Here is a 22,241-nt window from a genome sequence, read left to right as displayed (position 1 = left end):
GATGACTGCGCACTATCAACGCGCGAAACATGCTGGCAAAATGCTGGCTCTATGTAGTCGTATTTTGCTTGGAGATTGACCCACCGTGTTCAATGCCTCAAACGCGGAAGATGCTCCGCAGCCACCGAAGGTCCTTACCACGCCCCTGGAAATCTCCGGCAACCTGCGGATGCTGCAAGACAGCCATGATCCGCTGATCATTACTTTCCACGAGCGCAGCCAGCGCTTCCAGAGCTACCTGGTGGATGTTGATCGCGAGAAAAACACCATGGCCCTGGACGAGATGATTCCCCGGGACGGCGAACGTTTCCTGCTGGCGGGCGAGCCGTTTCGTGTCGAGGGTTTCCATGACGGCGTGCGTATCGCGTGGGAAGGCAATGGTCCGCTGACCATCGATGATTCCAACGACGGCCGCTGCTACCGCGGCGCCCTGCCCGAAGAAGTGGTCTATCACCAACGTCGCAACGCCTTTCGGGCTGCGTTGAAACTGGCGCAACTGGTGAGCGTGGAGATGGGTGGCGATAAGCTCAAATCACCGGTCAATGGCCAATTGCTGGACATCTCCGCCACCGGCTGCAAGCTGCGCTTCGATGGCGACATCACCGAACGGCTGCAACTGGGCCAGGTTTATGAACGCTTTATCGCCGCCCTGCCATTCGGCAACATGACCGCGCCGGTGGAACTGCGTTACCTGCATTTTGAAGAGCGGATCAATACCACGTTCGCCGGTGTACGCTTCCACAACATCAGCGGCCTGGTGCAGCGCCAGGTCGAACGCTTCGTGTATCAGTTGCAGCGTGAAGCCCGTCGGTTCGATAAAGACGACTTCTGATTTCGCGGGCGTAAAAAACGGGCAATCCCTTGCAAGGATTGCCCGTTTTTTTATGCCCGGCTCAAGGCCTGGCCTGGGTGAAATCGGAGGATGGCGGTTCGTCGTCCGCACCTTCGGTGACTGGCTCCAATTCAGGTTCCGGCTCTGGCTCGACGTCTGGATTGGGCGACGCCTGCATCTGGTCTTGCACGACCTGCTCGTCTACCCGAGGATCGAGGCACGCCACGAGCGGCGAGCTGGTCATGTTGTCCGGCATGGCCACGTGGTGCAGCGGTGCATCGTCGACCTGGTGCAGGTTGGTAACCGCTTTCGGCCGGATCCGCCACACCAGGACCAACGCAAACAGGGCGAAAAAGCCATAGAGCATCTGACTGCCATACAGCTTCATCAGCACCCCGGCAACCAATGGGCCGATGCTGGCGCCCACGCCGTAAGTCACCAGCAGCATCGCCGTCAGCGACACCCGGCGATCGCCTTCGACGTGGTCGTTGGAAAACGCCACCGCCAGCGGATACAGGCAGAACTGCACCAGCGAACAGCAGAACCCCGCAACGAACAATACTTCCAGCGGCACCTGCGACCAGATAGCCAACGGCAACGCACAGACCGCCAGGGCCAGCGCAAAGCAGCGGATCAGCAACGCACGATCATAACGATCCGATAGCCAGCCCAACGGCCACTGGACCAACAGCCCGGCAAAAATGCAGCAGCCCATGAACAGACCGACCTGTTCGGTGGTGAGCCCTTGCTGGGAGGCGTACAGCGGTGCCAGGCCATAAAAGGAGCCGACGATCAGCCCGGAGCCCAGCACGGTGGTCAACGATTGCGGTACACGCTTGATAAAGAAGCGCGGCTCCATCGGCGCCGGACGCAGCGGTGCCGGGTGAATCCGCCGGGTCAACGCCACGGGCACCAGGCACAGGGCAAAACACAACGCCACCAGCATCAGCAGCTCCAGCCCAAGGGCCGGGTGCATGACCAGGATCAACTGGCCCAGCACCAGCCCCAGGTACGAGGCGATCATGTAGCCGCTGAATACCACCCCGCGCTGCTTGGCATCAGCCTGCTCGTTGAGCCAGCTTTCAATGACCATGTATTGGCACATCATGCCCAGGCCGACGATCATCCGCAGCACGATCCAGGCCGGCAGCCAGTCCACCAGGCCATGGCCCAGCACCGCCGCGCCGACAATCCCGGCACAAGCCGAATAAGCACGGATATGCCCGACACGGGCGATCAGCCGATGGCCGATCTTGCCGCCCAGCACCAGGCCGAAATAGTTGGCGGCCATCAGCGCACCGACCCACAGACTGTCGACATGATCGGCAGCCAGGCGCAACGCCAGGTAAGTACTCAAGAGGCCCGAGCCGATGAGCATCATCAGCGAGGCGAAATAAAGCGCTCGAAAAGGTTTCCAGATTTGGCGCATCGGCGTTCCGAGCGGCTCCTTGAGGTAAGTGAGGGCCATCTTGAAGATAGCCCCTATGCAACGGGTTCGTTATGCCTGGGCCGCCAGTACACGCCGTTCCCAGGGCGTGATCTCGTCGAAGAAACTGGTCAGTTCCAGGGTCTTCGACGCAATGTAACCTTCGATGAACTCGGCCCCGAACAGTTCCTTCGCCAAATGGCTACGCTTGAGACGCTCGAGGGCAGCGTGCAAGGTACATGGCAGCGACAGATTATCCGGCACCTCGAACTCGCCCTGGATCGCGGCGCCCGGTTCCAAGTGATTTTCGATGCCATAAAGCCCCGCCGCCAGACTCGCGGCAATCGCCAGGTAAGGGTTGGCATCGGCCCCTGGCAAGCGGTTCTCGACACGCCGGGCCACTGGTGAACTGGCGGGAATGCGCAACCCGGCCGAGCGATTGTCATGGGACCAGCACGCATTGTTTGGCGATGCGAACGGATGGCACAGGCGCTGGTAGGAATTCACGTTGGGCGCGAACAGCGCGGTAAAATCCGCCATGCCGGCCTGCTGCCCGCCAATGAAATGCCGGAACGCCGCCGTCGGCTCGCCGGCCTCGTCGCTGAACACATTACGGCCGCTGCCCAGCTCGACGACACTCTGGTGGATATGCATCGAGCTGCCCGGCGTTTGCGCCAGCGGCTTGGCCATGCAAACCACAATCAGGCCATGCTTGAGGGCCACTTCCTTGAGCAGATGCTTGAACAGGAACGTCTGGTCGGCCAGCAGCACAGGATCGCCATGGAGCAGATTGATCTCGAACTGACTCACGCCCATTTCATGCATGAAAGTGTCGCGCGGCAACCCCAGCGTCGCCATGCATTCGTAGACTTCATTGAAGAACGGTCGCAAGCCGTTATTGGAACTGATACTGAACGCCGACTGGCCGTCTTCGCGACGCCCGTCCAGGCCCACCGGCGGCCGGAACGGCTGCGTAGGGTCCGAATTAGGGGCAAACACAAAGAACTCCAGCTCCGTCGCCACCACCGGCGCCAGTCCGAGGGCCGCGTATCGAGCGACAACAGCCTTGAGTTGGCCGCGCGTCGAAAGTGGCGAGCTTTCGCCGCTGAGCTCGTCGGCATCGCAAATCGCCAAGGCACGGGGCGGATGGCTCCATGGCAAGCGATGAATCTGCTGTGGATCGGGCACCAGCGCCAGGTCGCCGTCATCGCTGCCATAAAAGCGCGATGGCGGATAGCCGCCCATGATGCATTGCAGCAGCACACCTCGCGCCAGTTGCAACCGCCGGCCCTCGAGGAAGCCTTCGGCGCTCATCACCTTGCCCCTGGGCACGCCATTCAAATCCGGCGTGACACATTCAATCTCATCAATGCCCGTCAATCGCTGCGCGAGTGAACACTGGCCATCGGTCGTCATGACGCAATCCTTGTTATGTGCGAGCCGCGAACGGCAACCCGTACAAAATAGGCTCCGGCTGTTCGGAATATCAAGCACCCAGCGACAATAAAGATCTGCCATTGGAATGCGCTGTGGGAGCGAGCTTGCTCGCGATAGGGTCAGGTCAGCAGCATTGATGCAAGCTGATATACCGCTATCGCGAGCAAGCTCGCTCCCACAGGGTTCTGTACCGACCCGGAGATTGGCTCAGGGCAGATAAAGCCTGAACACCCCACCGCCCAGCACACCGCCGTTGGCAATCTCGGTACGCCCGCTCAAGCCGCCACGCTGGTGCAGCCCGGCAATTCGGGCGGCGAAGTACAGGCCCAGCCCGGTGCTACCGCTGCTGTGGTTGATGCCCTGCACGTACTCGGCCTGACGCTCGATCATCTCAGGCGGGTAACCTTCGCCGTCGTCGTTGATGGTCAACACCAGTTGCCCAGCCTCGTCGCTCACGCTGATCAGCAATGCCTGCCGGGCATGGCGAATGGCGTTGTTGATCGTGTTATCGAGCACCGAAGCAATCAGCTCACGGTCGAAGAAACCCAGCGGGCTCAGCGGATCGACTTCATATGTGGCCATGATCCCGCGACTACGAAACACGTCCTGGTGGCCGGCCAGTTGCGCTTCGATGAAGTCATCCAGCTCGTGATAGGCCGGATGCAGCGGCAGTTGATTCACCCCGAGTTTATAAAGTCCCAACAATTGCACCAGGAGGCCATTGAGGTGAGCGAACTCGAAGCCCATCACGCCCTGCTCCGATGTCTGCCGCTCGCGCTCCGGCAAGCGCTCGAGCCATTGCGTATGCGCCTGCATGAGCAAGGTCAGGGAGTTTTTCATGTCATGCACGGTAGACGCGATCACCGTGGAAAAATCGAGTGCCTGTTCGCTGTCATTCATCGCCAAATGCCTTGCTTCGCAGTTTTTGATAGCGCGCATGACGCGCATCGGTGTCGGGCATCATGCCCACCAGTTTCAGGCAGGCGCGGCATTCCTGCAGCAGCTCCGACTCCACACTGGTATCGGTGCCATGCAGCAGGGACTGCGCCATGTTCAAAGCAATACTGATGTTTTTCGGTTGCATCTTCAGGGCCCGTCGGAACAATTCCCGCGCCTCGGGCAATGCGCCCGTCTTGTAGACGCGCACGCCTTCGCGGTTCAGCTCGGCGGCGGCATTGCCCTGGTTGAGAATGTTCGGGTCATCGGTGAGCTTGGCGATGCCTTGCATGACCGCCGGATCATCACCGTAGATTTCCGCGCAGTTCTTGAGCATCGACTCGCCGGCGCTGGTCTGGCCAAGCATCTGCAACTGTTTGGCCACCAGCAAGGCGGCTTCGGCGCTCATGAACTGCTCCATGCCGTCGAGACGCTGCAAGGCTTGCTCGGTCAACTTCTCGGCAGTTTCGGCATCGTTGAGCAGCAGGCTCGTGGCTTTCATCAGGCGCGCCCGCACCTGCAGCCCCGGATCGCTGGGGTTTTCCTTCGCCACGGCGCTGAGCGTCGTGTTGATTTCCAGGCGGGTCCGAGTGTCCAGGCCCTTCTCGCTGCCCTTGCTGATCAACGCATGGGCGAGTCCAAGGTTGGTTTCCGGGTCCTTGAAGCGCGATTGCGCGCCCTGCCCCACCGCTTGACGATAGGCTTTTGAAGCGGTGTCGTAATCCTCGTTGGTCATCGCCAACTTGCCCAACAACGCTTGTCGGCGCACCGCCAGGGGCGACAGGCGGACGGCCTCTTCCAGCACACTTTGAGCCTGCTTGGTGTCGCCTTCGGCCACCAGCACATCGGCCATGCCGTCGTACAACGCCGGCATCATCGGAAAGACTTTCAGGGCTTTTTCATAGACAGCCTTGGCTTCGCCTATCTGCCCACGCTTGAAGAGCAATTTACCCAACCCCGCGTACGCCCACGGCAACGGGCGATCCGCGATGATGGAATTGTACAACCGCTCAAGGGCCTCGTTCTGATTCAGGTCGCGCAGCGCATCGGCCCGATAGCGCAGGCACAGCGGCCCGTAGCGCGGGTCCTGCTTGCACAGGGCGATACAGGCATTGAGCACTTCCATCGGCTTGCCACGATCGAGGGCCTGCAGGATCGGCTTGAGCAGCGTCTTGCGTTGCTCGAGGCGCTCCAACCGCTGGGCCAGGCCGGAGCGATTGAATGGCTTGGTCAGGTATGCATCGGGCTCATGCTCCAAGGCACTGAGCACCATCGCCTGGCTGGTCTCGGCGGTCACCATGAGGAAGACGCTTTCATGGCTGATCAATTTCTCGATCATCAGGTCCTCCAGGACCTGCTGACCATTTTTACGCCCATCACCCAGGTGATAGTCCTGCAGGATAAAGTCATAGCGCTTCTGCGAGCACATGCGCAGCGCTACTTCACCCGTATCGGCGGTGTCCACGTCCTTGACGCCCAGCTCACGCAGCATGGACCGGACGGAACTGCGGAAGTCCGAGAAATCATCGACGATCAGAAAACTTTTTTGGTGGTACGCCAGCATCGAGGATGTCCAGGCAAATAGGAAAATAAGCTCAATGGCAAAAACAACACTACACCGCCCCGCGGTTGGGCGAGGCGCGCAGATGATAGACAACCGCGACACCCACCGCGAGCCGCTCCGGGACGCCGCGACGTCAGGAAAGGGGCCTCACTGGGTTATCGGCCGCAAACAGCGATCCGTTAAGGATTCGTGGAAGGGCTTGGGAGGATTTGCACAGGAAATGGTGTCCCAGGGCAGGTTCGAACTGCCAACCTTCCCCTTAGGAGGGGGATGCTCTATCCAATTGAGCTACTGAGACACGGGACGACCACGAGAAACGCGGTGCGTTGGACGGCGAGCATGTTAACGGCCAGCCCCGCTTTTGTCATGCATCCCCGCCTATTAAGTGTAGGCAAATGGTACGGCCCACCGTCTCGTCAAGCGAATAGCCCGTGACTCCTGCCGCCGCTCATCTGTCCCAGGCTTGTCGATCTAGTAAATCGGCCAATTGCCACTATCCTATACGTAACAAGGAAAGCAGCCGTCTTGTTCCGCACCGGTTATCCGCCCAACGGTATGGCACAACGACACGATGCAGTGGTCACAAATGCGGAACCTGACGGTTTTTTCAAACCAGTCCGCATTTTTTGATGAAAGGTGCTGGCATAACGCCTTTACCCGGATCAGAATTTGTCACAGAATTGGCGCCAATGATCTGGCAATTTTGAGGCATGATGCGGGCCTCATAACAATTCAGGTTGAACATTTGGCTGCGCGCCTTGTCCTATCGACATCCTGCGGCCAATCCCGAGAACCGCTCCCCTGAACTAACCGGTTAATAAATATGCGCCCAATGACAAAGCCAATTTATTCCAGCCGTACGGCTGACAAGTTCGTCGTACGTCTGCCAGACGGAATGCGCGAACGCATTGCCGAGGTGGCTCGTAATCATCACCGCAGCATGAACTCCGAAATCATTGCGCGCCTGGAGCAAAGCCTGATTCAGGAAGGTGCATTGGGCGAAGAGCTGAGCATGCGCCTGGACAGCCCGGAGCTTTCGCTGCATGAGCGCGAGTTGCTTCAACGCTTCCGACAACTTTCCCATCGTCAGCAGAACGCCCTTGTTTCGCTGATCGCCCACGACGCCGAAATGGCCGCAGACGCGTCCTGATCGCGTCCAAGATATTAAAGCCAGCCTCGTGCTGGCTTTTTTTTGCCCGAAATATGGCCGCGGTGAAAAGCAATCGCCCAGAAAAAAGCCCGCCGGCAGGGCGGGCTTCTTGATAAGCCATTCAGAGCAGGAAGATCGTCGCCAAGCCCAGGAAGATAAAGAACCCGCCGCTGTCGGTCATGGCGGTGATCATCACGCTGGCCCCCATCGCCGGGTCGCGACCCAGGCGAGCCAGCGTCATGGGAATCAGTACCCCCATCAATGCTGCCAACAACAGATTGAGGGTCATCGCAGCAGTCATGACCACGCCCAACGACCAGCTTCCATAAAGCAGATAGGCCACAACGCCAATCACGCCGCCCCAGATGACGCCGTTGATCAACGCCACCGCCAGTTCCTTGCGCATCAACCGCGACGTGTTACCCGTACTGACCTGGTCCAGCGCCATGGCGCGAACGATCATGGTGATGGTCTGGTTGCCGGAGTTACCGCCGATGCCGGCAACGATAGGCATCAACGCCGCCAGCGCTACCAGCTTCTCGATGGAGCCTTCGAACAGGCCGATGACTCGGGAGGCGACAAACGCCGTGATCAGGTTGATCGCCAGCCAGGCCCAGCGGTTACGCAGGGATTTCCAGACAGAAGCAAAAATGTCTTCTTCTTCCCGTAGACCCGCCATGCTGAGGACTTCGCTTTCGCTTTCCTCACGAATCAGGTCAACCATTTCGTCGATGGTGAGACGGCCGATCAGCTTGCCGTTCTTATCCACCACCGGCGCCGAGATCAAGTCGTAGCGCTCGAACGCCTGCGCCGCATCGTAGGCATTCTCGTCAGGGTGAAAGCTCACGGGATCGCTGGCCATCACCTCGGCCACTTGCTTTTCCGGGTCGTTGACCAGCAGGCGCTTGATGGGCAGTACGCCCTTGAGCACGCCGTCATAATCGACGACGAAGAGTTTGTCGGTATGCCCCGGCAGTTCCTTCAGACGACGCAGGTAGCGCAAGACCACTTCAAGGCTGACGTCCTCACGGATCGTCACCATCTCGAAGTCCATCAGCGCACCGACCTGCTCCTCGTCGTAGGACAACGCCGAGCGCACACGCTCGCGCTGCTGGCCATCGAGGGCTTCCATCAGTTCGTGGACAACGTCGCGGGGCAATTCGGGGGCAAGGTCGGCGAGTTCGTCGGCGTCCATTTCCTTGGCCGCGGCGAGAAGCTCATGATCATCCATGTCGGCGATCAGGGTCTCACGAACCGAGTCGGACACTTCAAGCAAGATGTCGCCGTCGCGATCAGCCTGGACCAGTTGCCAGACCGTCAGGCGCTCTTCCAGCGGCAAGGCTTCAAGAATGTAGGCGACGTCGGCGGAGTGCAGGTCATCGAGCTTGCGTTGCAACTCGACGAGGTTCTGCCGGTGGACCAGATTCTCGACCCGGTCATGATGCGGCCCTTCCTGGCGATGCGTCAGGTCTTCCACGACCCGCTGGCGATGCAGCAGCTCAACGACTTGAGCGAGGCGATCCTGAAGGCTTTCCTGCGTTTTTTTTACTTCGATTTCAGTCATAGGCGAACTCCACTCCCAGCAGTGGAGCACGCCGGAAGGATCAATCAGTTAATTCATGATTGGCAAAACAAGCTGTTGAGTAACTACTGGGTAAGTCCATGAAGATATTCCAAAGCCCCGGCGGGGCTGACGGGCGCAATCATACACCGCTTGGCGCTGTAAAACGTTAAAAAATCATGGCAAGAACAAGCGCTTGCGAGACAAACCTGAACACAGGCTGAACCTCCGTATCTACGACGACTTATTCTGAAAAGAAAACACACCGCCTGGCAAAAGTGCAGCAGCTACCCTTGCTCTATTCACCGTCAAGGAGGGACGCCAGGATGCCTGGATTTCGCTGTCTATTTTGGCTCTACGCCCTGCCCTGCCTGCCGCTCTGGGCTGCTGACCACGTTGTGCATCGCTGCGAAGATCTCGATGGACAGGTCACCTTCACGACCTTGAGCTGCGGCCCGGGAGAAACCCTGACGCTGCAACCGATCCATTCGTTCAACCCAGGCTACATCGAGCCGATGCTGCCCGAAGCCGAGAGCCATCAAACATCCAGCAACAAAACCAGGCGCAGGGAACCGACCATCGTCGGTCGCCTCGAAGACCGCTGCGGGAACCTGATCAGCGCCGGCCAGCGCCGCGAAGCGATCATCAACCGTCGGATCATCGCTGGCATGAGCCAGCAAGACGTCGAGAGCGCGCTTGGCAAGCCCGACACGATCAAGGTGCGGAATTCGAGCACGCGGTATACCTACAAAACCAAGAAGGGTCGCAGTGCAGAGGTGGTATTTGATGAGAAAGGATGTGTGAAAACCTGAATCGCAGACAGCAAAAAGCCCGCGTTAAACGCAGGCTTTTTGGTGTTTGGTGCACTCGACAGGATTCGAACCTGTGACCGCTCGGTTCGTAGCCGAGTACTCTATCCAGCTGAGCTACGAGTGCAAGTTGTGGTTTTATACCAGATCACAACTGGTTGAAGCCAAGTTATTTGCATTGCTGCAAGCAACTCTTAAATGGTGCACTCGACAGGATTCGAACCTGTGACCGCTCGGTTCGTAGCCGAGTACTCTATCCAGCTGAGCTACGAGTGCATTTGTTGCCGCGCATTATAGGTCGCAAAATCTTTTTGTAAAGCGCTTTTTTCAGTAATTTCAAACACTTACCGATCAAGCCAGATTACAGCGCACTAAACGAATAATGGCGGAGAACGGGGGATTCGAACCCCCGACACCCTTTTGAGGTGTACTCCCTTAGCAGGGGAGCGCCTTCGGCCACTCGGCCAGCTCTCCGCAACACGGGGCGTATATTAACCACCTTCATCCCCGTTTGCAAACATAAAAATCGATAAAAATTAATGGCTTGGTTCGTCGTCCTTCTCTTTCTTGATACGCAGGTAAATTTCCTCGCGGTGCACAGCGACCTCTTTCGGGGCGTTGACGCCGATACGCACTTGGTTTCCTTTGACGCCGAGCACGGTCACGGTGATTTCGCCATCGCCAATAATCAGGCTTTCTGCACACCGACGGGTCAGAATCAGCATACCTTTCTCCTCACGCAATTCACTTAAGGGACAACCGTCTGCAAAAAAAAGGCATGGGACCTACAACCGAAACGGTCGCAGCCTACAGGCCTAGTATTGACCAGCGCGCGCAAAAGAACAGTTTTGGGACACGCCATTCAGAAAAACAAAGGGCGCGGTAAAAACCGCGCCCTCAAGGCAACGCCTTACTCGCCCTGTCGGGCCGCAGCGTCGAGTTCAAACGCCGTGTGCAGGGCGCGCACGGCCAGCTCCAGGTACTTCTCTTCGATCACCACGGAAACCTTGATTTCCGACGTGGAGATCATCTGGATATTGATGCTTTCCTTGGCCAGGGATTCGAACATGCGGCTGGCCACTCCTGCGTGGGAACGCATGCCGACACCGACAATCGAGACCTTGGCGATCTTGGTGTCGCCAACCACTTCGCGGGCACCGATCTCGCCGGCCGTTTTCTTCAACACGGCTTCGGCGGACTGATAGTCGTTGCGGTGCACGGTGAAAGTGAAGTCGGTGGTGTTATCGTGCGCGACGTTCTGCACGATCATGTCGACTTCGATATTGGCGGCACTGATCGGGCCGAGAATCTTGAACGCCACGCCGGGGGTGTCTGGCACGCCACGGATGGTCAGCTTGGCTTCATCGCGGTTGAAAGCGATGCCGGAAATGATCGGCTGTTCCATGGATTCCTCTTCATCAATAGTAATGAGGGTGCCCGGACCCTCCTTGAAGCTGTGCAGGACGCGCAGCGGAACGTTGTACTTGCCAGCGAATTCAACCGCACGGATCTGCAATACCTTGGAACCGAGGCTGGCCATTTCCAGCATCTCTTCGAAGGTAATCTTGTCCAGGCGTTGAGCCACGGGCACGACCCGTGGATCGGTGGTGTAGACGCCATCGACATCGGTGTAGATCTGGCACTCGTCAGCCTTGAGGGCCGCCGCCAGCGCCACGCCCGTGGTATCGGAACCGCCACGGCCGAGGGTGGTGATGTTGCCGTGCTCATCCACACCTTGGAAACCGGCGACCACCACGACGCGACCGGCCTTCAGGTCGCCGCGAATTTTCTGATCATCGATCTGCAGGATACGCGCTTTGTTGTGCGCGCTGTCCGTCAGGATACGAACCTGGTTGCCGGTGTAGGACACCGCCGGCACGCCACGCTTGATCAACGCCATGGCCAGCAAGGCGATGGTCACCTGCTCGCCGGTGGAAACGATCACGTCCAGCTCGCGGGGAACCGGTTGCTGGTCGCCGCTGATTTGCTTGGCCAGATCGATCAGACGGTTGGTCTCGCCGCTCATGGCCGACAGCACGACCACCAGGTCGTCGCCCGCTTCACGGAATTTCTTAACCTTGTCGGCGACTTGTTCGATTCTCTCGACGGTGCCGACCGAGGTGCCTCCAAATTTCTGTACGATCAAAGCCATTTCAAAGCCGCCTCTGCCCATGAAGGGCGCCCAAATAATCAATCAACAGCGGCCGGGCGCACCTTGGCGAGCCCGGAGCGCCGTCTTAAATACCCTGCTCTACAAATGCAACGGTCTGGGCCAGTGCCGCGTCCAATGCGCCGGCGTCGGTACCGCCGCCTTGCGCCATGTCCGGACGACCACCGCCCTTCCCGCCCACTGCTGCAGCGGCCTGCTTCATCAAATCACCGGCTTTGAGTTGGCCAGTCAGGTCTTTGGTCACGCCTGCGACGAGAACGACCTTTTCCTCATGGACACCGCCGAGCAGGATCACTGCGCGGCCGAGTTTGTTTTTCAGTTGATCGACCAGCGCCAGCAGCGCCTTGCCATCCTGGCCGTCGAGACGCGCGGCCAGCACTTTGACGCCCTTGACGTCCACCGCCTGGGCCGACAGATCGTCGCCCGCGGCGCTGGCAGCCTTGGCCTGCAACTGCTCGAGTTGCTTTTCCAGCAGGCGGTTGCGCTCCAGCACAGCCGACAGCTTGTCGATCAGGTTGTCACGGCTGCCCTTGATCAGGCTTGCCGCTTCCTTGAGTTGTTCTTCCGCCGCATTGAGATACGCCAGCGCCGCAGCGCCAGTGACCGCCTCGATACGCCGCACGCCGGAGGCCACGCCGCCTTCGCTGACGATCTTCAGCAGGCCGATGTCGCCGGTGCGATTGGCGTGGATGCCACCACACAGTTCAACGGAGAAGTCGCCCATACTCAGCACGCGCACGCTATCACCGTACTTCTCGCCAAACAGCGCCATCGCGCCCTTGCGCTTGGCGGTCTCGATGTCGGTTTCTTCGGTCTCTACCGGGGAGTTCTTGCGAATCTCGGCGTTGACGATGTCTTCCAGCGCCTTGAGTTGTTCAGGCTTGATGGCTTCGAAGTGGCTGAAGTCGAAACGCAGGCGCTGGCTGTCCACCAACGAACCTTTCTGCTGGACGTGCTCACCCAGCACCTGACGCAAGGCTGCGTGCAGCAAGTGCGTGGCGGAGTGGTTCAGCGACGTCGCGTGACGAACCTCGGCATCGACATGGGCCGCCACCGGGGCAGCGATCATCAGGCTGCCGGAGGCCAGCACGCCGTGGTGCAGGAACGCGCCGCCGGTCTTGGTGGTGTCACGCACGTCGAAGCGCGAGTTGCCGGCCTGCAGGTAGCCGCAGTCGCCGATCTGGCCGCCGGACTCGGCGTAGAACGGGGTCTTGTCCAGCACGATGACGCCTTCCTGGCCTTCGCTCAGGATGTCGACCGACTGGCCGTCCTTATAGATGGCGACGATCTTGGCCGAACCGGTGGTTGCGCTATAGCCGGTGAATTCGGTGGCCACGTCAACCTTGACCAGGCTGTTGTAGTCCATGCCGAAGGAGCTCGCGGAGCGTGCACGCACACGCTGGGCTTCCATCTCGCGCTCGAAACCTTCCTCGTCGAGGGTCAGGTTGCGTTCGCGGGCGATGTCGCCGGTCAAGTCCATCGGGAAGCCGTAGGTGTCGTACAGCTTGAACACCACGTCGCCAGGGACCACGTTGCCCTTGAGTTCGGCCAGGTCCTGTTCGAGGATCTTCAGGCCTTGCTCCAGGGTCTTGGCGAATTGCTCTTCTTCAGCCTTGAGCACGCGCTCGATGTGCGCTTGCTGGGACTTGAGTTCCGGGAAGGCTTCGCCCATCTCGGCCACCAGTGCCCCGACGATCTGATAGAAGAAGCTGCCCTTGGCGCCCAGTTTGTTGCCGTGACGGCAGGCGCGACGGATGATCCGGCGCAGCACGTAGCCGCGACCCTCGTTGGACGGCAGCACGCCGTCGGCGATCAGGAAGCCGCAGGAGCGGATGTGGTCGGCCACGACTTTCAGCGAAGCCTGGTTGTCGTTGGTGCAACCGATGGCCTTGGCCGACGCGGTCAGCAGGCTCTGGAACAGGTCGATTTCGTAGTTGGAATGGACGTGCTGCAGCACCGCACTGATCCGCTCCAGGCCCATGCCGGTGTCCACAGACGGCGCTGGCAGCGGATGCAACACGCCATCGGCGGTGCGGTTGAACTGCATGAAGACGTTGTTCCAGATCTCGATGTAACGGTCGCCGTCTTCTTCCGGCGAGCCGGGTGGGCCGCCCCAGATGTCGGCGCCGTGGTCGTAGAAGATCTCGGTGCAAGGGCCGCACGGGCCGGTGTCGCCCATGGTCCAGAAGTTGTCGGAGGCGTAAGGCGCGCCCTTGTTGTCGCCGATGCGCACCATGCGCTCAGCCGGGACGCCAACTTCCTTGGTCCAGATGTCGTAGGCTTCATCGTCAGTCGCGTAGACCGTTACCCAGAGTTTTTCCTTGGGCAGGTTCAGCCACTTGTCAGACGTCAGGAACGTCCAGGCGAAGGTAATGGCGTCGCGCTTGAAATAGTCACCGAAGCTGAAGTTGCCCAGCATTTCGAAGAAGGTGTGGTGACGAGCGGTATAGCCGACGTTTTCCAGGTCGTTGTGCTTGCCGCCGGCGCGCACGCATTTCTGGCTGCTCACCGCACGGGTGTAGGCACGTTTTTCCTGGCCCAGGAAGCAGTCCTTGAACTGGTTCATCCCCGCGTTGGTGAACAGCAGGGTCGGGTCGTTGCCCGGAATCAAAGAGCTGGAGGCTACTCGGGTGTGGCCTTGCTCTTCGAAGAAGCGAAGGAAGGCTTCACGGATTTCTGCGCTTTTCATTAGGTTCTTCCACGGAGGCTGCGGCCAAAGGCCTGTGCATAACGTCAACAGACGAAGCAACGGCAAAGGGCCGCATTATATCGGCCCTTTGCGCGGGGTACAGCGTGTTTATGCGATAGAAACTGTCAATTGGCGCGGTTGGCGGGTCATTGGCGGGAAAATTCGACGAAAGTGGCGACTACCTGATCAATTTGCGCCGCGCTGACGTCCATGTGCGTCACCATTCGCAGGCGCGACGCCGCGCTGAGCTTGACGCCCCGCTCACCGGCAAACGCCTTGATCGCCTCGGCCCGCTCGCCCATTTGCACATAGACCATGTTGGTCTGCACCGGCTCGACCTCGTAGCCCGCCGCCCGCAAGCCCTCGGCGAGCCGCTGGGCATTGGCGTGGTCATCCGCCAGGCGCTGCACGTTATGCTCCAGGGCATACAGCCCCGCCGCCGCAAGGATCCCGGCCTGACGCATGCCGCCACCGACCATCTTGCGCAGCCGGCGTGCCTTGCCGATCAGCTCGGTCGTACCGCACAGGACCGAGCCCACCGGAGCGCCCAGGCCCTTGGACAGGCACACCGACACCGAATCGAAATGCTGGGTGATTTCCCGCGCATCGACATTCAATTTGACGGCTGCGTTATACAACCGCGCGCCGTCCAGGTGCAGGGCCAGGCCATGTTCCCGCGTGAAGCGCCGAGCCCGGGCCAGGTATTCCAGCGGCAGGACCTTGCCTTGCATCGTATTTTCCAATGCCAGCAGCCGGGTACGGGCAAAGTGAAAGTCGTCGGGCTTGATCGCCGCCGCGACGTGCGCCAGATCCAGGGAGCCATCCGCCTGCACTTCGAGAGGCTGCGGCTGGATCGAGCCAAGCACCGCCGCACCACCCCCCTCGTATTTGTAGGTGTGGGCCTGCTGGCCAACGATGTATTCGTCGCCGCGCTCACAATGGGCCATCAACCCCAGCAGGTTGCTCATGGTGCCCGTGGGCACGAACAACGCCTCGGCAAAACCCAGTCGTTGGGCCAGCTCGGCTTCGAGGCGATTAACGGTCGGATCTTCGCCATACACATCGTCGCCGGTCGGCGCGCTGGCCATGGCATCCAGCATACCGGCTGTGGGTTGGGTGACCGTGTCGCTGCGAAGATCGATAACACTCATGAATCTGGCCTCGGGTTCTGGTGGGGGAATTCCCTTTCGAAGGGCAATTACTGCGGGCATGGCGAGGAATAATCAAGCCCAGGACCACACTAACCCAACAGATTATCCAAATCCCTGTGGGAGCGAGCTTGCTCGCGATGGCGGCAGTACATCCTGCATCGATGCAAGCTGAACCACCGCTATCGCGAGCAAGCTCGCTCCCACAGTAGTTTATGTGTTAAAAATTCTCCGCCGTCACATGCCGTGTCGGCAAAACGTTCTCAGGGCGGGGTGCAATTCCCCACCGGCGGTAATTGCGCGCAATGCGCATAGCCCGCGAGCGCTTGGCACTACACGGCTTTTGCGGTGCAGCGACAAGGTCAGCAGACCCGGTGTGATCCCGGGGCCGACGGTCATAGTCCGGATGAAGAGAGAACGGGATTGACACCCAAGGGCCGACTGCGACTCTGTGCGCGGCGTACCCTCGAATCCCCTTCGATTCATGACGCCCTGTTTTTCACACAAACAGGAACCAGAACATGCAACCCACCGCAATCGACAGCAAGACCAAAAACCATCCGGGCGAGCGCGTCGCGTTCATCCAGGCCTGCTGGCACAAGGAAATCGTCGACCAGAGCCGCAAAGGCTTTGTCGCCGAGATGATCAGCCAGGGCTATCAGGAAAGTGACATCGACTTCTTCGAAGTCGGCGGTGCCTTTGAGATTCCGCTGCACGCCAAACTGCTGGCCAAATCCGGCCGCTACGCCGGCATCGTCGCGGCCGGCCTGGTAGTAGACGGCGGCATCTACCGCCACGAGTTCGTCGCCCAATCGGTGATCAGCGGCCTTATGCAGGTGCAGTTGGAAACCGAAGTGCCGGTGTTCTCGGTCGTGCTGACGCCGCATCACTTCCATGCTGGGGAAGAACATCAGAAGTTCTTCTTCGAGCATTTCGTGCACAAGGGCCAGGAAGCGGCGAAGACCTGCGCCGATACGCTGCACAAGACCCGGGCGCTGCGACGCAGTGAACAGCGGGCGGTAGCGGTTTAAAAGCCGCTAAAAAACCTGTGGGAGCGGGCTTGCTCGCGAATGCGGTGTGTCAGTTAACAAATAAGTTGTCTGACACTCCGCATTCGCGAGCAAGCCCGCTCCCACACTGGAATGATGGGGCTTTAGATCAGGTTTTCGTCGGTTGCCGGCACGATCAGGATGCCAGCCCGCAAGCCATTCTTGACCTTGGGGTTCGGGAAGATGATCCGCGCGCCCTCTTCTTCGATCACCCAGCGCGTATGGGCGATGTCTTCGGCCAGCACGTAGCCTTTTTCAAGCTCGGAGAAGTTCTCGATGTCCGCCGGCAGGTTCAGGCGGAAGCTGTCGCTGTGCTTGATGATTTCCCGCGCGACGCTGAACAGTTGCAGGCCGTCGAGGCTGTCTTCCATCTCCGGCTCGTTGCCTTCGATGATCTGTTGCAGGCGCGTTTCCAGCTGGCTGACATTGACGCCGTCGTTCTGGCCGAATGGCCGGGCCTTGCCCAACTCCAGGGTGAAGGACTCGGCACCGAGCTGATCGTAGGTATAAGCGCTGAACACGATGGACGGCTTGTTCTGCAGCAACACCGCCTCCATCCCCGCAGCACGCAGGCGCGCCAGTTCACGGCGTGAATGCTGGCGACCTTCTTTCCATGGATAGAGGGCGAACTGCTCGATCTTCGAGCCGCGGATGGCGGTGTGCAGGTCGTAATGCAAGCGGCTGCGGTCCGGCACGCTGAAGAAACTCGCGGCCAGCCGTTCCAGCTCACAGGCGCGCAACGCCTCGGGGCCGCCGCTCAGCTCATGGCGACCATTGAACAGGCGATTGACGTCCTGCTCGAAAAAACGCTCGCCGCGCCGGATCGCCTCGGGATTGCCGAACAGGAACAGGATGCGTGCCCGTGGCTTCAGGTCGCCACGGGCAATGTCATGCAGCAGGCGATCGAGCAATTCGATCGGCGCGGTTTCGTTACCGTGGATACCGGCCGAGAGCAGCAAGTCCAGGCCATTATCCCGCGCCTCGGGCGGCTTGACCTCCAGCGCGCCCTCGCTCAACCAGCGCATCCGTACGCCTTCGACAGTCAGTTGAGTCTTCTCCGCCGGTTCACGGCCGGCGAGGGTCAGTTCAAGCAGTTTGCCGAGGGCGAGCATAGTGCGATTTCCTTAATGGTCGTGGCCGCAATCCGGGCCATGGACATGATCGTCATCGCTCATGTCAGCCGGCTCCATTTCCAGCTGCAGGCTGACCAGGTTGGTCGCCAATGGGCGCAACAGCAGGTTGGCGTATTCCTCGTCCCCTTCCTCGACATCGACGCCGATCAGCAGCTGGCCGCGGCCGTCCTGCTGGATCCACAGTTCCTTGCCCTGCCACATCACCGCGACGCGGGTGCAGGAGGTTTCCAGTTGCGTGCCGTCGGTGTCTTCAAGGATCAGCTGCAGGGTATCGCTCATGTTTTTACATTCTCGTCTGGGGATAAGGCAACGCGCCCTGCTTTGACTGTAGTCAGGTCGCGCGCGCTTTCAATTGATCTGGAAAGGATAGACCGAGCCAAGTTTAAGGATTTGTGTCAGCTCATCCAGGGCCGACCGGCATTCCAGCAGCAATTGCGGGTCCGCCAGGTCGTTTTCGGTCATGCGGTCGCGGTAGTGAGTCTCGACCCATTGGGTCAGCGAATCGTACAGCGGCGCGGTCATGATAACCCCTGGGTTGACGGCTGCCAGCTCGGTTTCGTTCAGCGCCACGCGCAACCGCAGGCAAGCCGGGCCGCCACCGTTCTGCATGCTTTGCTTGAGGTCGAAGACCTGCACCTCACGGATGACGCCGCCAGAGCTTGTCAGGCCTTGCAGGTATTGCCAGACACGTTCATTGCTACGGCATTCTTCCGGGACGATCAACAGCATCGTGCCGTCGGAACGCGACAGCAATTGGCTGTTGAACAGGTAGGAACGGACCGCGTCATCGACAGTGACCGCCGAACGCGGTACGCACACCGATTGAAATTTCCCACCGACCTTGGCGAGTTTGTCGCTCAGCTCGGCCAGCATCTTCTCGGTCTCGAGGAACGCGTCCTCGTGGTAGAACAGCACCTCGCCGTTGCCCACCGCGATCACGTCGTTGTGGAAAACGCCCTGGTCGATCACCGCCGGGTTCTGCTGGGCGTACACCACGCCCTCCTCACTCAAGCCATGCAGGCGAGCGACGGCACGGGAGGCTTCGAGGGTCTGGCGCGCCGGGTATTTCTGTGGCGACGGGAAACGACTGTCGAACGCACTGCGGCCGAACACGAAGAACTCGACACCAGCCTCGCCATAGGCGCGGCAGAAGCGCGTGTGGTTGGCCGCACCTTCGTCACCGAATTGCGCCACGGCTGGCAATGCGGCGTGGTGCGCGAAGTGTTGCTGGTTGGCGAACATCGCCCCCAGCACGCGACTGGTGGTCGGATGCTCGATGCTGCGGTGGTATTTGCAGTTGAGGTTGGCGGCTGTGAAATGCACGCGGCCGTCAGCCGTGTCGGCGCTCGGGCTGACGGTGGCGGCGTTGGCGACCCACATGCTCGACGCCGAGCAACTGGCGACCAGCAGCGGCATCGCTTCTTTCGCGGCCTGCTGGATGACCTGCGCGTCGCTGCCGGCAAAGCCCAAGCGGCGCAAGGCCGCCACGTCCGGACGTTCCTGTGGCGCCAGCACACCTTGCTTGAACCCCATGTTCATCAGCGCCTTCATTTTCGCCAGGCCTTGCAGCGCCGCTTCCTTGGGGTTGGAGCATTGCTGGCTGTTGCTCTGGGAGGCGACGTTGCCGTAGGAGAGCCCGCCGTAGTTATGGGTCGGCCCCACTAGACCGTCAAAGTTGACTTCATAGGATTTCATCAGCGAGGCTCCACGAGAATCTGTTTTTTATAGGCATCGAGTAACAACCGCGTCGCGGCTATCGCGAGCAAGCTCGCTCCCACAGGGCCTTGCACTGTCCTTGTAGGAGCGAGCTTGCTCGCGATTAGGGCTTAAACCATTTTTATGCCAGGCGTCAGGCTCACAGGCATGACCAGGCTCGGCGTCTCCAACGAAGCCACCGGATACGCGCAATAATCCGCCGCGTAATAAGCGCTGGCGCGATGGTTCCCCGAGGCGCCGACACCGCCGAACGGCGCGCTGCTGGCGGCGCCGGTCAGTTGCTTGTTCCAGTTGACGATGCCCGCACGGCTTTGCAACCAGAACTGCTCGTAGCGCTCCTGAGAGTCCGAGAGCAAGCCGGCGGCCAGGCCATATTGAGTATTGTTGGCTTCGGCGATCGCGCCGGCGAAATCTTTGTAACGTATAACCTGCAGCAACGGCCCGAACAATTCCTCGTCGGGGCGCTCGGCCACGGCGGTGACATCGAGGATCCCCGGCGTCAACAACGCCGCCTGGGATTGTGGCTGGGTCATGGACAGCAGCGGCACGGCCCCCTTGCCCAGCAAATGATTCTGCGCATCCATCAATGCCTTCGCGGCGGCCAGGGAAACCACCGAGCCCATGAACGGCGCCGGTTGCTGGTCAAACGGCCCAACCTCAATGGTCGAGCTGACTTGCACCAGGCGCGCCAGCAAGGCATCGCCCCACGGGCCTTCCGGCACCAGCAGGCGGCGTGCGCACGTGCAGCGCTGGCCGGCGGAGATGAACGCAGACTGGATGATGGTGTACACCGCCGCATCGACATCGGCCACTTCATCCACCACCAGCGGATTGTTGCCGCCCATCTCCAGCGCGAGGATCTTGTCCGGACGACCGGAGAACTGTTGGTGCAACAGGTTGCCGGTACGGCTGGACCCGGTGAAGAACAGCCCGTCGATGCCCGGCTCCGCCGCCAGGGCAATACCGGTTTCACGCGCGCCTTGCAGCAGGTTCAGCACACCCGCCGGCAGGCCCGCTTCGGCCCAGCACTTGACCGTCAGCTCGGCGACTTTCGGCGTCAACTCGCTGGGCTTGAACAACACGCAGTTACCCGCCAGCAGCGCCGGCACAATGTGGCCGTTGGGCAAATGGCCGGGGAAGTTGTAAGGGCCGAACACCGCCACCACGCCGTGGGGCTTGTGGCGCAGCACGGCGGTGGCGTCGCCCAGGGGCCCGCTCTTTTCGCCGGTACGCTCGCGGTAGCTCTGCACCGAAATGGCGACCTTGTTGATCATGCTGGTGACTTCGGTGGCCGCTTCCCACAGTGGCTTGCCGGTTTCCTCACCGATGCAGCGGGCCAATTCGTCAGCGTGAGTCTTCAGGGTGCCGGCAAATGCTTCCAGTACCTGGATACGTTCGTCCAGCGGGCGCCGAGCCCAGTCCGGGAACGCCTGGCGCGCAGCCTGCACTGCGGATTCCACCTGGGCCGCCGTGGCGCCTCTTCCAGACCACAGCACTTGCTGGGTCACCGGATTCAACGACTCGAAGGCGTCGCCCTGGCCTTCCAGCCAACTTCCAGCGATGTACAACGATTTCATTATTTCGACTCCCGAGCAGCGGACAACGCCACGGCACGCACCTGGTCGCCAGCGTTGAGTTGAAGACGTTTGGCGGTCAGCGGATCGACCACCAGGGTGCCCGCGGCAAAGCGCGCCGGCGCCGCCGTGATGCGGCAGTCCTGGCATTTGCGGTTATGGATGAGGAATGGCGTGGCGTCATCGCCCGGCGTGCCGACGGCCAGCACCAGCGCCTGGCTGTCGCGGATCGCACGGATCTTGCCAGTCTCGCATTCGACGGCCGGGCCGGCATCGAAGATGTCGACGTAGCCCTGGTAGCTGAAGCCTTCGCTCTTGAGCATCGACAGCGCCGGCTCGGTGTCGGGATGAACCTGGCCAATCACGGCCCGGGCGTCCTCCGACAGGAAGCAGGTGTACAGCGGAAACTTGGGCATCAGTTCGGCAATGAACGCCTTGTTGCCCACGCCGGTCAGGTAATCGGCCTGGCTGAATTCCATCTTGAAGAAATGCCGGCCCAGGCTTTCCCAGAACGGCGAGCGGCCATTTTCGTCGGACATGCCACGCATTTCGGCAATGATCTTGTTGCCGAAAAGCTGCGGGAACTCGGCGATGAACAGCATCCGCGCCTTGGCCAACATCCGGCCATTGAGGCCGTTGCGGTAGTCCGCATGGAGGAACAACGAGCACAACTCGGAATTGCCCGTCAGGTCGTTGGCCAGGAACAGCGTCGGGATTTCCCGGTAGATGTTCAGTTCCTGGGAAGCACTGACCGTCAGGCCGACCCGGAAGTTGTACCAAGGCTCACGCAACCCCACGGCGCCAGCGATGGCGGAAATACCCACCACGCGACCGTCATCGTCTTCGAGCACGAACAGGTAGTCCGCGTCACCACGCCCGGCTTCGCCGCGAAACGTCTTCTCGGCCCAGCCAACCCGATGGGCCAGGCGCTCTTCGTTGGCCGGCAAGGTGGTCAGGCCGGTGCCGGTGCTGCGGGCCAGGGCGATCAGAGCGGGTAAATCGCTGCTGCGTACGGGACGAACGATCATGCTATCTCCTCAGACGGGC

Annotated in this window: 17 protein-coding genes, 4 tRNA genes, 1 pseudogene and 1 riboswitch; of the genes and pseudogenes, 4 read left to right on the top strand and 18 right to left on the bottom strand. The window is 60.3% G+C overall.

Features of this window, described 5'->3' with window-relative positions; genetic code table 11:
* The first annotated feature begins 85 nt into the window (after positions 1-85).
* Positions 86-832 (top strand): flagellar brake protein, encoded by a 747-nt coding sequence (locus KSS97_RS07810; RefSeq protein ID WP_030142440.1) that lies wholly within the window; start codon positions 86-88, stop codon positions 830-832.
* Positions 833-893: 61 nt separating this feature from the next.
* Here the strand turns inward: KSS97_RS07810 and KSS97_RS07805 are convergent, their stop codons facing one another.
* From KSS97_RS07805 to KSS97_RS07785, 5 genes are all read right to left on the bottom strand, one after another.
* Positions 894-2,261, bottom strand: a complete 1,368-nt coding sequence (locus KSS97_RS07805; RefSeq protein WP_217861415.1) for an MFS transporter — start codon at positions 2,259-2,261, stop codon at positions 894-896.
* A gap of 69 nt (positions 2,262-2,330) precedes the next feature.
* Positions 2,331-3,572, bottom strand: coding sequence for a glutamine synthetase family protein (locus KSS97_RS07800; RefSeq protein ID WP_217861971.1), 1,242 nt, complete (start codon positions 3,570-3,572; stop codon positions 2,331-2,333).
* 330 nt (positions 3,573-3,902) lie between these two features.
* Positions 3,903-4,595, bottom strand: a complete 693-nt coding sequence (locus tag KSS97_RS07795; protein WP_030142443.1) for a sensor histidine kinase — start codon at positions 4,593-4,595, stop codon at positions 3,903-3,905.
* On the bottom strand, positions 4,588-6,195 hold the full coding sequence (locus KSS97_RS07790) for a tetratricopeptide repeat-containing response regulator (protein WP_030142444.1): 1,608 nt from the start codon (positions 6,193-6,195) through the stop codon (positions 4,588-4,590). The genes KSS97_RS07795 and KSS97_RS07790 overlap by 8 nt, the downstream gene beginning before the upstream one ends.
* Before the next feature lie 221 nt (positions 6,196-6,416).
* Positions 6,417-6,493 (bottom strand) — tRNA-Arg (locus tag KSS97_RS07785).
* Between the two features lie 525 nt (positions 6,494-7,018).
* Here KSS97_RS07785 and KSS97_RS07780 point away from each other — a divergent pair.
* Positions 7,019-7,345, top strand: coding sequence for an Arc family DNA-binding protein (locus tag KSS97_RS07780; RefSeq protein WP_030142445.1), 327 nt, complete (start codon positions 7,019-7,021; stop codon positions 7,343-7,345).
* Between the two features lie 121 nt (positions 7,346-7,466).
* On the opposite strand, the gene mgtE is transcribed toward KSS97_RS07780, so the two are convergent.
* Complete coding sequence (gene mgtE, locus KSS97_RS07775; RefSeq protein ID WP_030142446.1) at positions 7,467-8,909, bottom strand: magnesium transporter; 1,443 nt, start codon at positions 8,907-8,909, stop codon at positions 7,467-7,469.
* A gap of 323 nt (positions 8,910-9,232) precedes the next feature.
* Between mgtE and KSS97_RS07770 the strand changes: the two are divergent.
* Positions 9,233-9,746: pseudogene (locus tag KSS97_RS07770) on the top strand (cell envelope protein SmpA).
* A 19-nt stretch (positions 9,747-9,765) separates the two neighbouring features.
* On the opposite strand, the gene KSS97_RS07765 reads toward KSS97_RS07770, so the two are convergent.
* The 7 genes from KSS97_RS07765 to ltaE form a co-directional block, all read right to left on the bottom strand.
* A tRNA-Arg gene (locus KSS97_RS07765) sits at positions 9,766-9,842 on the bottom strand.
* A 72-nt stretch (positions 9,843-9,914) separates the two neighbouring features.
* A tRNA-Arg gene (locus KSS97_RS07760) sits at positions 9,915-9,991 on the bottom strand.
* A 107-nt stretch (positions 9,992-10,098) separates the two neighbouring features.
* Positions 10,099-10,189 (bottom strand) — tRNA-Ser (locus KSS97_RS07755).
* Positions 10,190-10,251: 62 nt separating this feature from the next.
* Positions 10,252-10,440: a carbon storage regulator CsrA gene (csrA, locus tag KSS97_RS07750; RefSeq protein WP_003178872.1), complete on the bottom strand. Its 189-nt coding sequence runs from the start codon at positions 10,438-10,440 to the stop codon at positions 10,252-10,254.
* 185 nt (positions 10,441-10,625) lie between these two features.
* Entirely contained in the window at positions 10,626-11,867 is a 1,242-nt protein-coding gene (locus KSS97_RS07745; RefSeq protein WP_030142447.1) for an aspartate kinase, read from the bottom strand.
* Positions 11,868-11,952: 85 nt separating this feature from the next.
* Complete coding sequence (alaS, locus tag KSS97_RS07740) at positions 11,953-14,574, bottom strand: alanine--tRNA ligase (RefSeq protein ID WP_030142448.1); 2,622 nt, start codon at positions 14,572-14,574, stop codon at positions 11,953-11,955.
* Positions 14,575-14,720: 146 nt separating this feature from the next.
* A complete protein-coding gene (ltaE, locus tag KSS97_RS07735; protein ID WP_217861414.1) occupies positions 14,721-15,725 on the bottom strand; it encodes a low-specificity L-threonine aldolase in 1,005 nt (334 codons plus the stop codon).
* A 252-nt stretch (positions 15,726-15,977) separates the two neighbouring features.
* Positions 15,978-16,145: riboswitch (FMN riboswitch) on the top strand.
* Between the two features lie 98 nt (positions 16,146-16,243).
* On the opposite strand from ltaE, the gene KSS97_RS07730 reads away from it, so the two are divergent.
* Positions 16,244-16,753 carry a 6,7-dimethyl-8-ribityllumazine synthase gene (locus KSS97_RS07730; RefSeq protein ID WP_030142450.1) on the top strand — a complete coding sequence of 170 codons (510 nt, stop codon included), beginning with the start codon at positions 16,244-16,246 and terminating at the stop codon, positions 16,751-16,753.
* A gap of 122 nt (positions 16,754-16,875) precedes the next feature.
* Here the strand turns inward: KSS97_RS07730 and astE are convergent, their stop codons facing one another.
* From astE to astA, 5 genes are all read right to left on the bottom strand, one after another.
* On the bottom strand, positions 16,876-17,883 hold the full coding sequence (gene astE / locus KSS97_RS07725) for a succinylglutamate desuccinylase (protein ID WP_217861413.1): 1,008 nt from the start codon (positions 17,881-17,883) through the stop codon (positions 16,876-16,878).
* A gap of 12 nt (positions 17,884-17,895) precedes the next feature.
* A complete protein-coding gene (locus tag KSS97_RS07720) occupies positions 17,896-18,183 on the bottom strand; it encodes a hypothetical protein (RefSeq protein WP_030142452.1) in 288 nt (95 codons plus the stop codon).
* A gap of 69 nt (positions 18,184-18,252) precedes the next feature.
* Entirely contained in the window at positions 18,253-19,599 is a 1,347-nt protein-coding gene (astB, locus tag KSS97_RS07715; protein WP_030142453.1) for an N-succinylarginine dihydrolase, read from the bottom strand.
* Between the two features lie 131 nt (positions 19,600-19,730).
* A complete protein-coding gene (gene astD, locus KSS97_RS07710) occupies positions 19,731-21,200 on the bottom strand; it encodes a succinylglutamate-semialdehyde dehydrogenase (protein ID WP_217861970.1) in 1,470 nt (489 codons plus the stop codon).
* Positions 21,197-22,222, bottom strand: coding sequence for an arginine N-succinyltransferase (astA, locus tag KSS97_RS07705; protein ID WP_217861412.1), 1,026 nt, complete (start codon positions 22,220-22,222; stop codon positions 21,197-21,199). Before astA ends, astD begins: the two co-directional genes overlap by 4 nt.
* Positions 22,223-22,241 lie beyond the last annotated feature (19 nt).

The organism is Pseudomonas alvandae (assembly GCF_019141525.1).
Lineage (GTDB): Bacteria > Pseudomonadota > Gammaproteobacteria > Pseudomonadales > Pseudomonadaceae > Aquipseudomonas > Aquipseudomonas alvandae.
The sequence above is the reverse complement of the archived record's forward strand: the minus strand, read 5'-3'. Positions and strand labels throughout refer to the sequence as shown.

What these genes read in the sequence shown, in the direction of transcription:
- KSS97_RS07745 (WP_030142447.1), bottom strand. Translation starts at nt 11,867, where the DNA reads ATGGCTTTGATCGTACAGAAATTTGGAGGCACCTCGGTCGGCACCGTC.
- KSS97_RS07720 (WP_030142452.1), bottom strand. Translation starts at nt 18,183, where the DNA reads ATGAGCGATACCCTGCAGCTGATCCTTGAAGACACCGACGGCACGCAA.
- KSS97_RS07800 (WP_217861971.1), bottom strand. Translation starts at nt 3,572, where the DNA reads ATGAGCGCCGAAGGCTTCCTCGAGGGCCGGCGGTTGCAACTGGCGCGA.
- astB (WP_030142453.1), bottom strand. Translation starts at nt 19,599, where the DNA reads ATGAAATCCTATGAAGTCAACTTTGACGGTCTAGTGGGGCCGACCCAT.
- KSS97_RS07795 (WP_030142443.1), bottom strand. Translation starts at nt 4,595, where the DNA reads ATGAATGACAGCGAACAGGCACTCGATTTTTCCACGGTGATCGCGTCT.
- csrA (WP_003178872.1), bottom strand. Translation starts at nt 10,440, where the DNA reads ATGCTGATTCTGACCCGTCGGTGTGCAGAAAGCCTGATTATTGGCGAT.
- astE (WP_217861413.1), bottom strand. Translation starts at nt 17,883, where the DNA reads ATGCTCGCCCTCGGCAAACTGCTTGAACTGACCCTCGCCGGCCGTGAA.
- astA (WP_217861412.1), bottom strand. Translation starts at nt 22,222, where the DNA reads ATGATCGTTCGTCCCGTACGCAGCAGCGATTTACCCGCTCTGATCGCC.
- KSS97_RS07805 (WP_217861415.1), bottom strand. Translation starts at nt 2,261, where the DNA reads ATGCGCCAAATCTGGAAACCTTTTCGAGCGCTTTATTTCGCCTCGCTG.
- KSS97_RS07790 (WP_030142444.1), bottom strand. Translation starts at nt 6,195, where the DNA reads ATGCTGGCGTACCACCAAAAAAGTTTTCTGATCGTCGATGATTTCTCG.
- ltaE (WP_217861414.1), bottom strand. Translation starts at nt 15,725, where the DNA reads ATGAGTGTTATCGATCTTCGCAGCGACACGGTCACCCAACCCACAGCC.
- mgtE (WP_030142446.1), bottom strand. Translation starts at nt 8,909, where the DNA reads ATGACTGAAATCGAAGTAAAAAAAACGCAGGAAAGCCTTCAGGATCGC.
- KSS97_RS07730 (WP_030142450.1), top strand. Translation starts at nt 16,244, where the DNA reads ATGCAACCCACCGCAATCGACAGCAAGACCAAAAACCATCCGGGCGAG.
- alaS (WP_030142448.1), bottom strand. Translation starts at nt 14,574, where the DNA reads ATGAAAAGCGCAGAAATCCGTGAAGCCTTCCTTCGCTTCTTCGAAGAG.
- KSS97_RS07780 (WP_030142445.1), top strand. Translation starts at nt 7,019, where the DNA reads ATGCGCCCAATGACAAAGCCAATTTATTCCAGCCGTACGGCTGACAAG.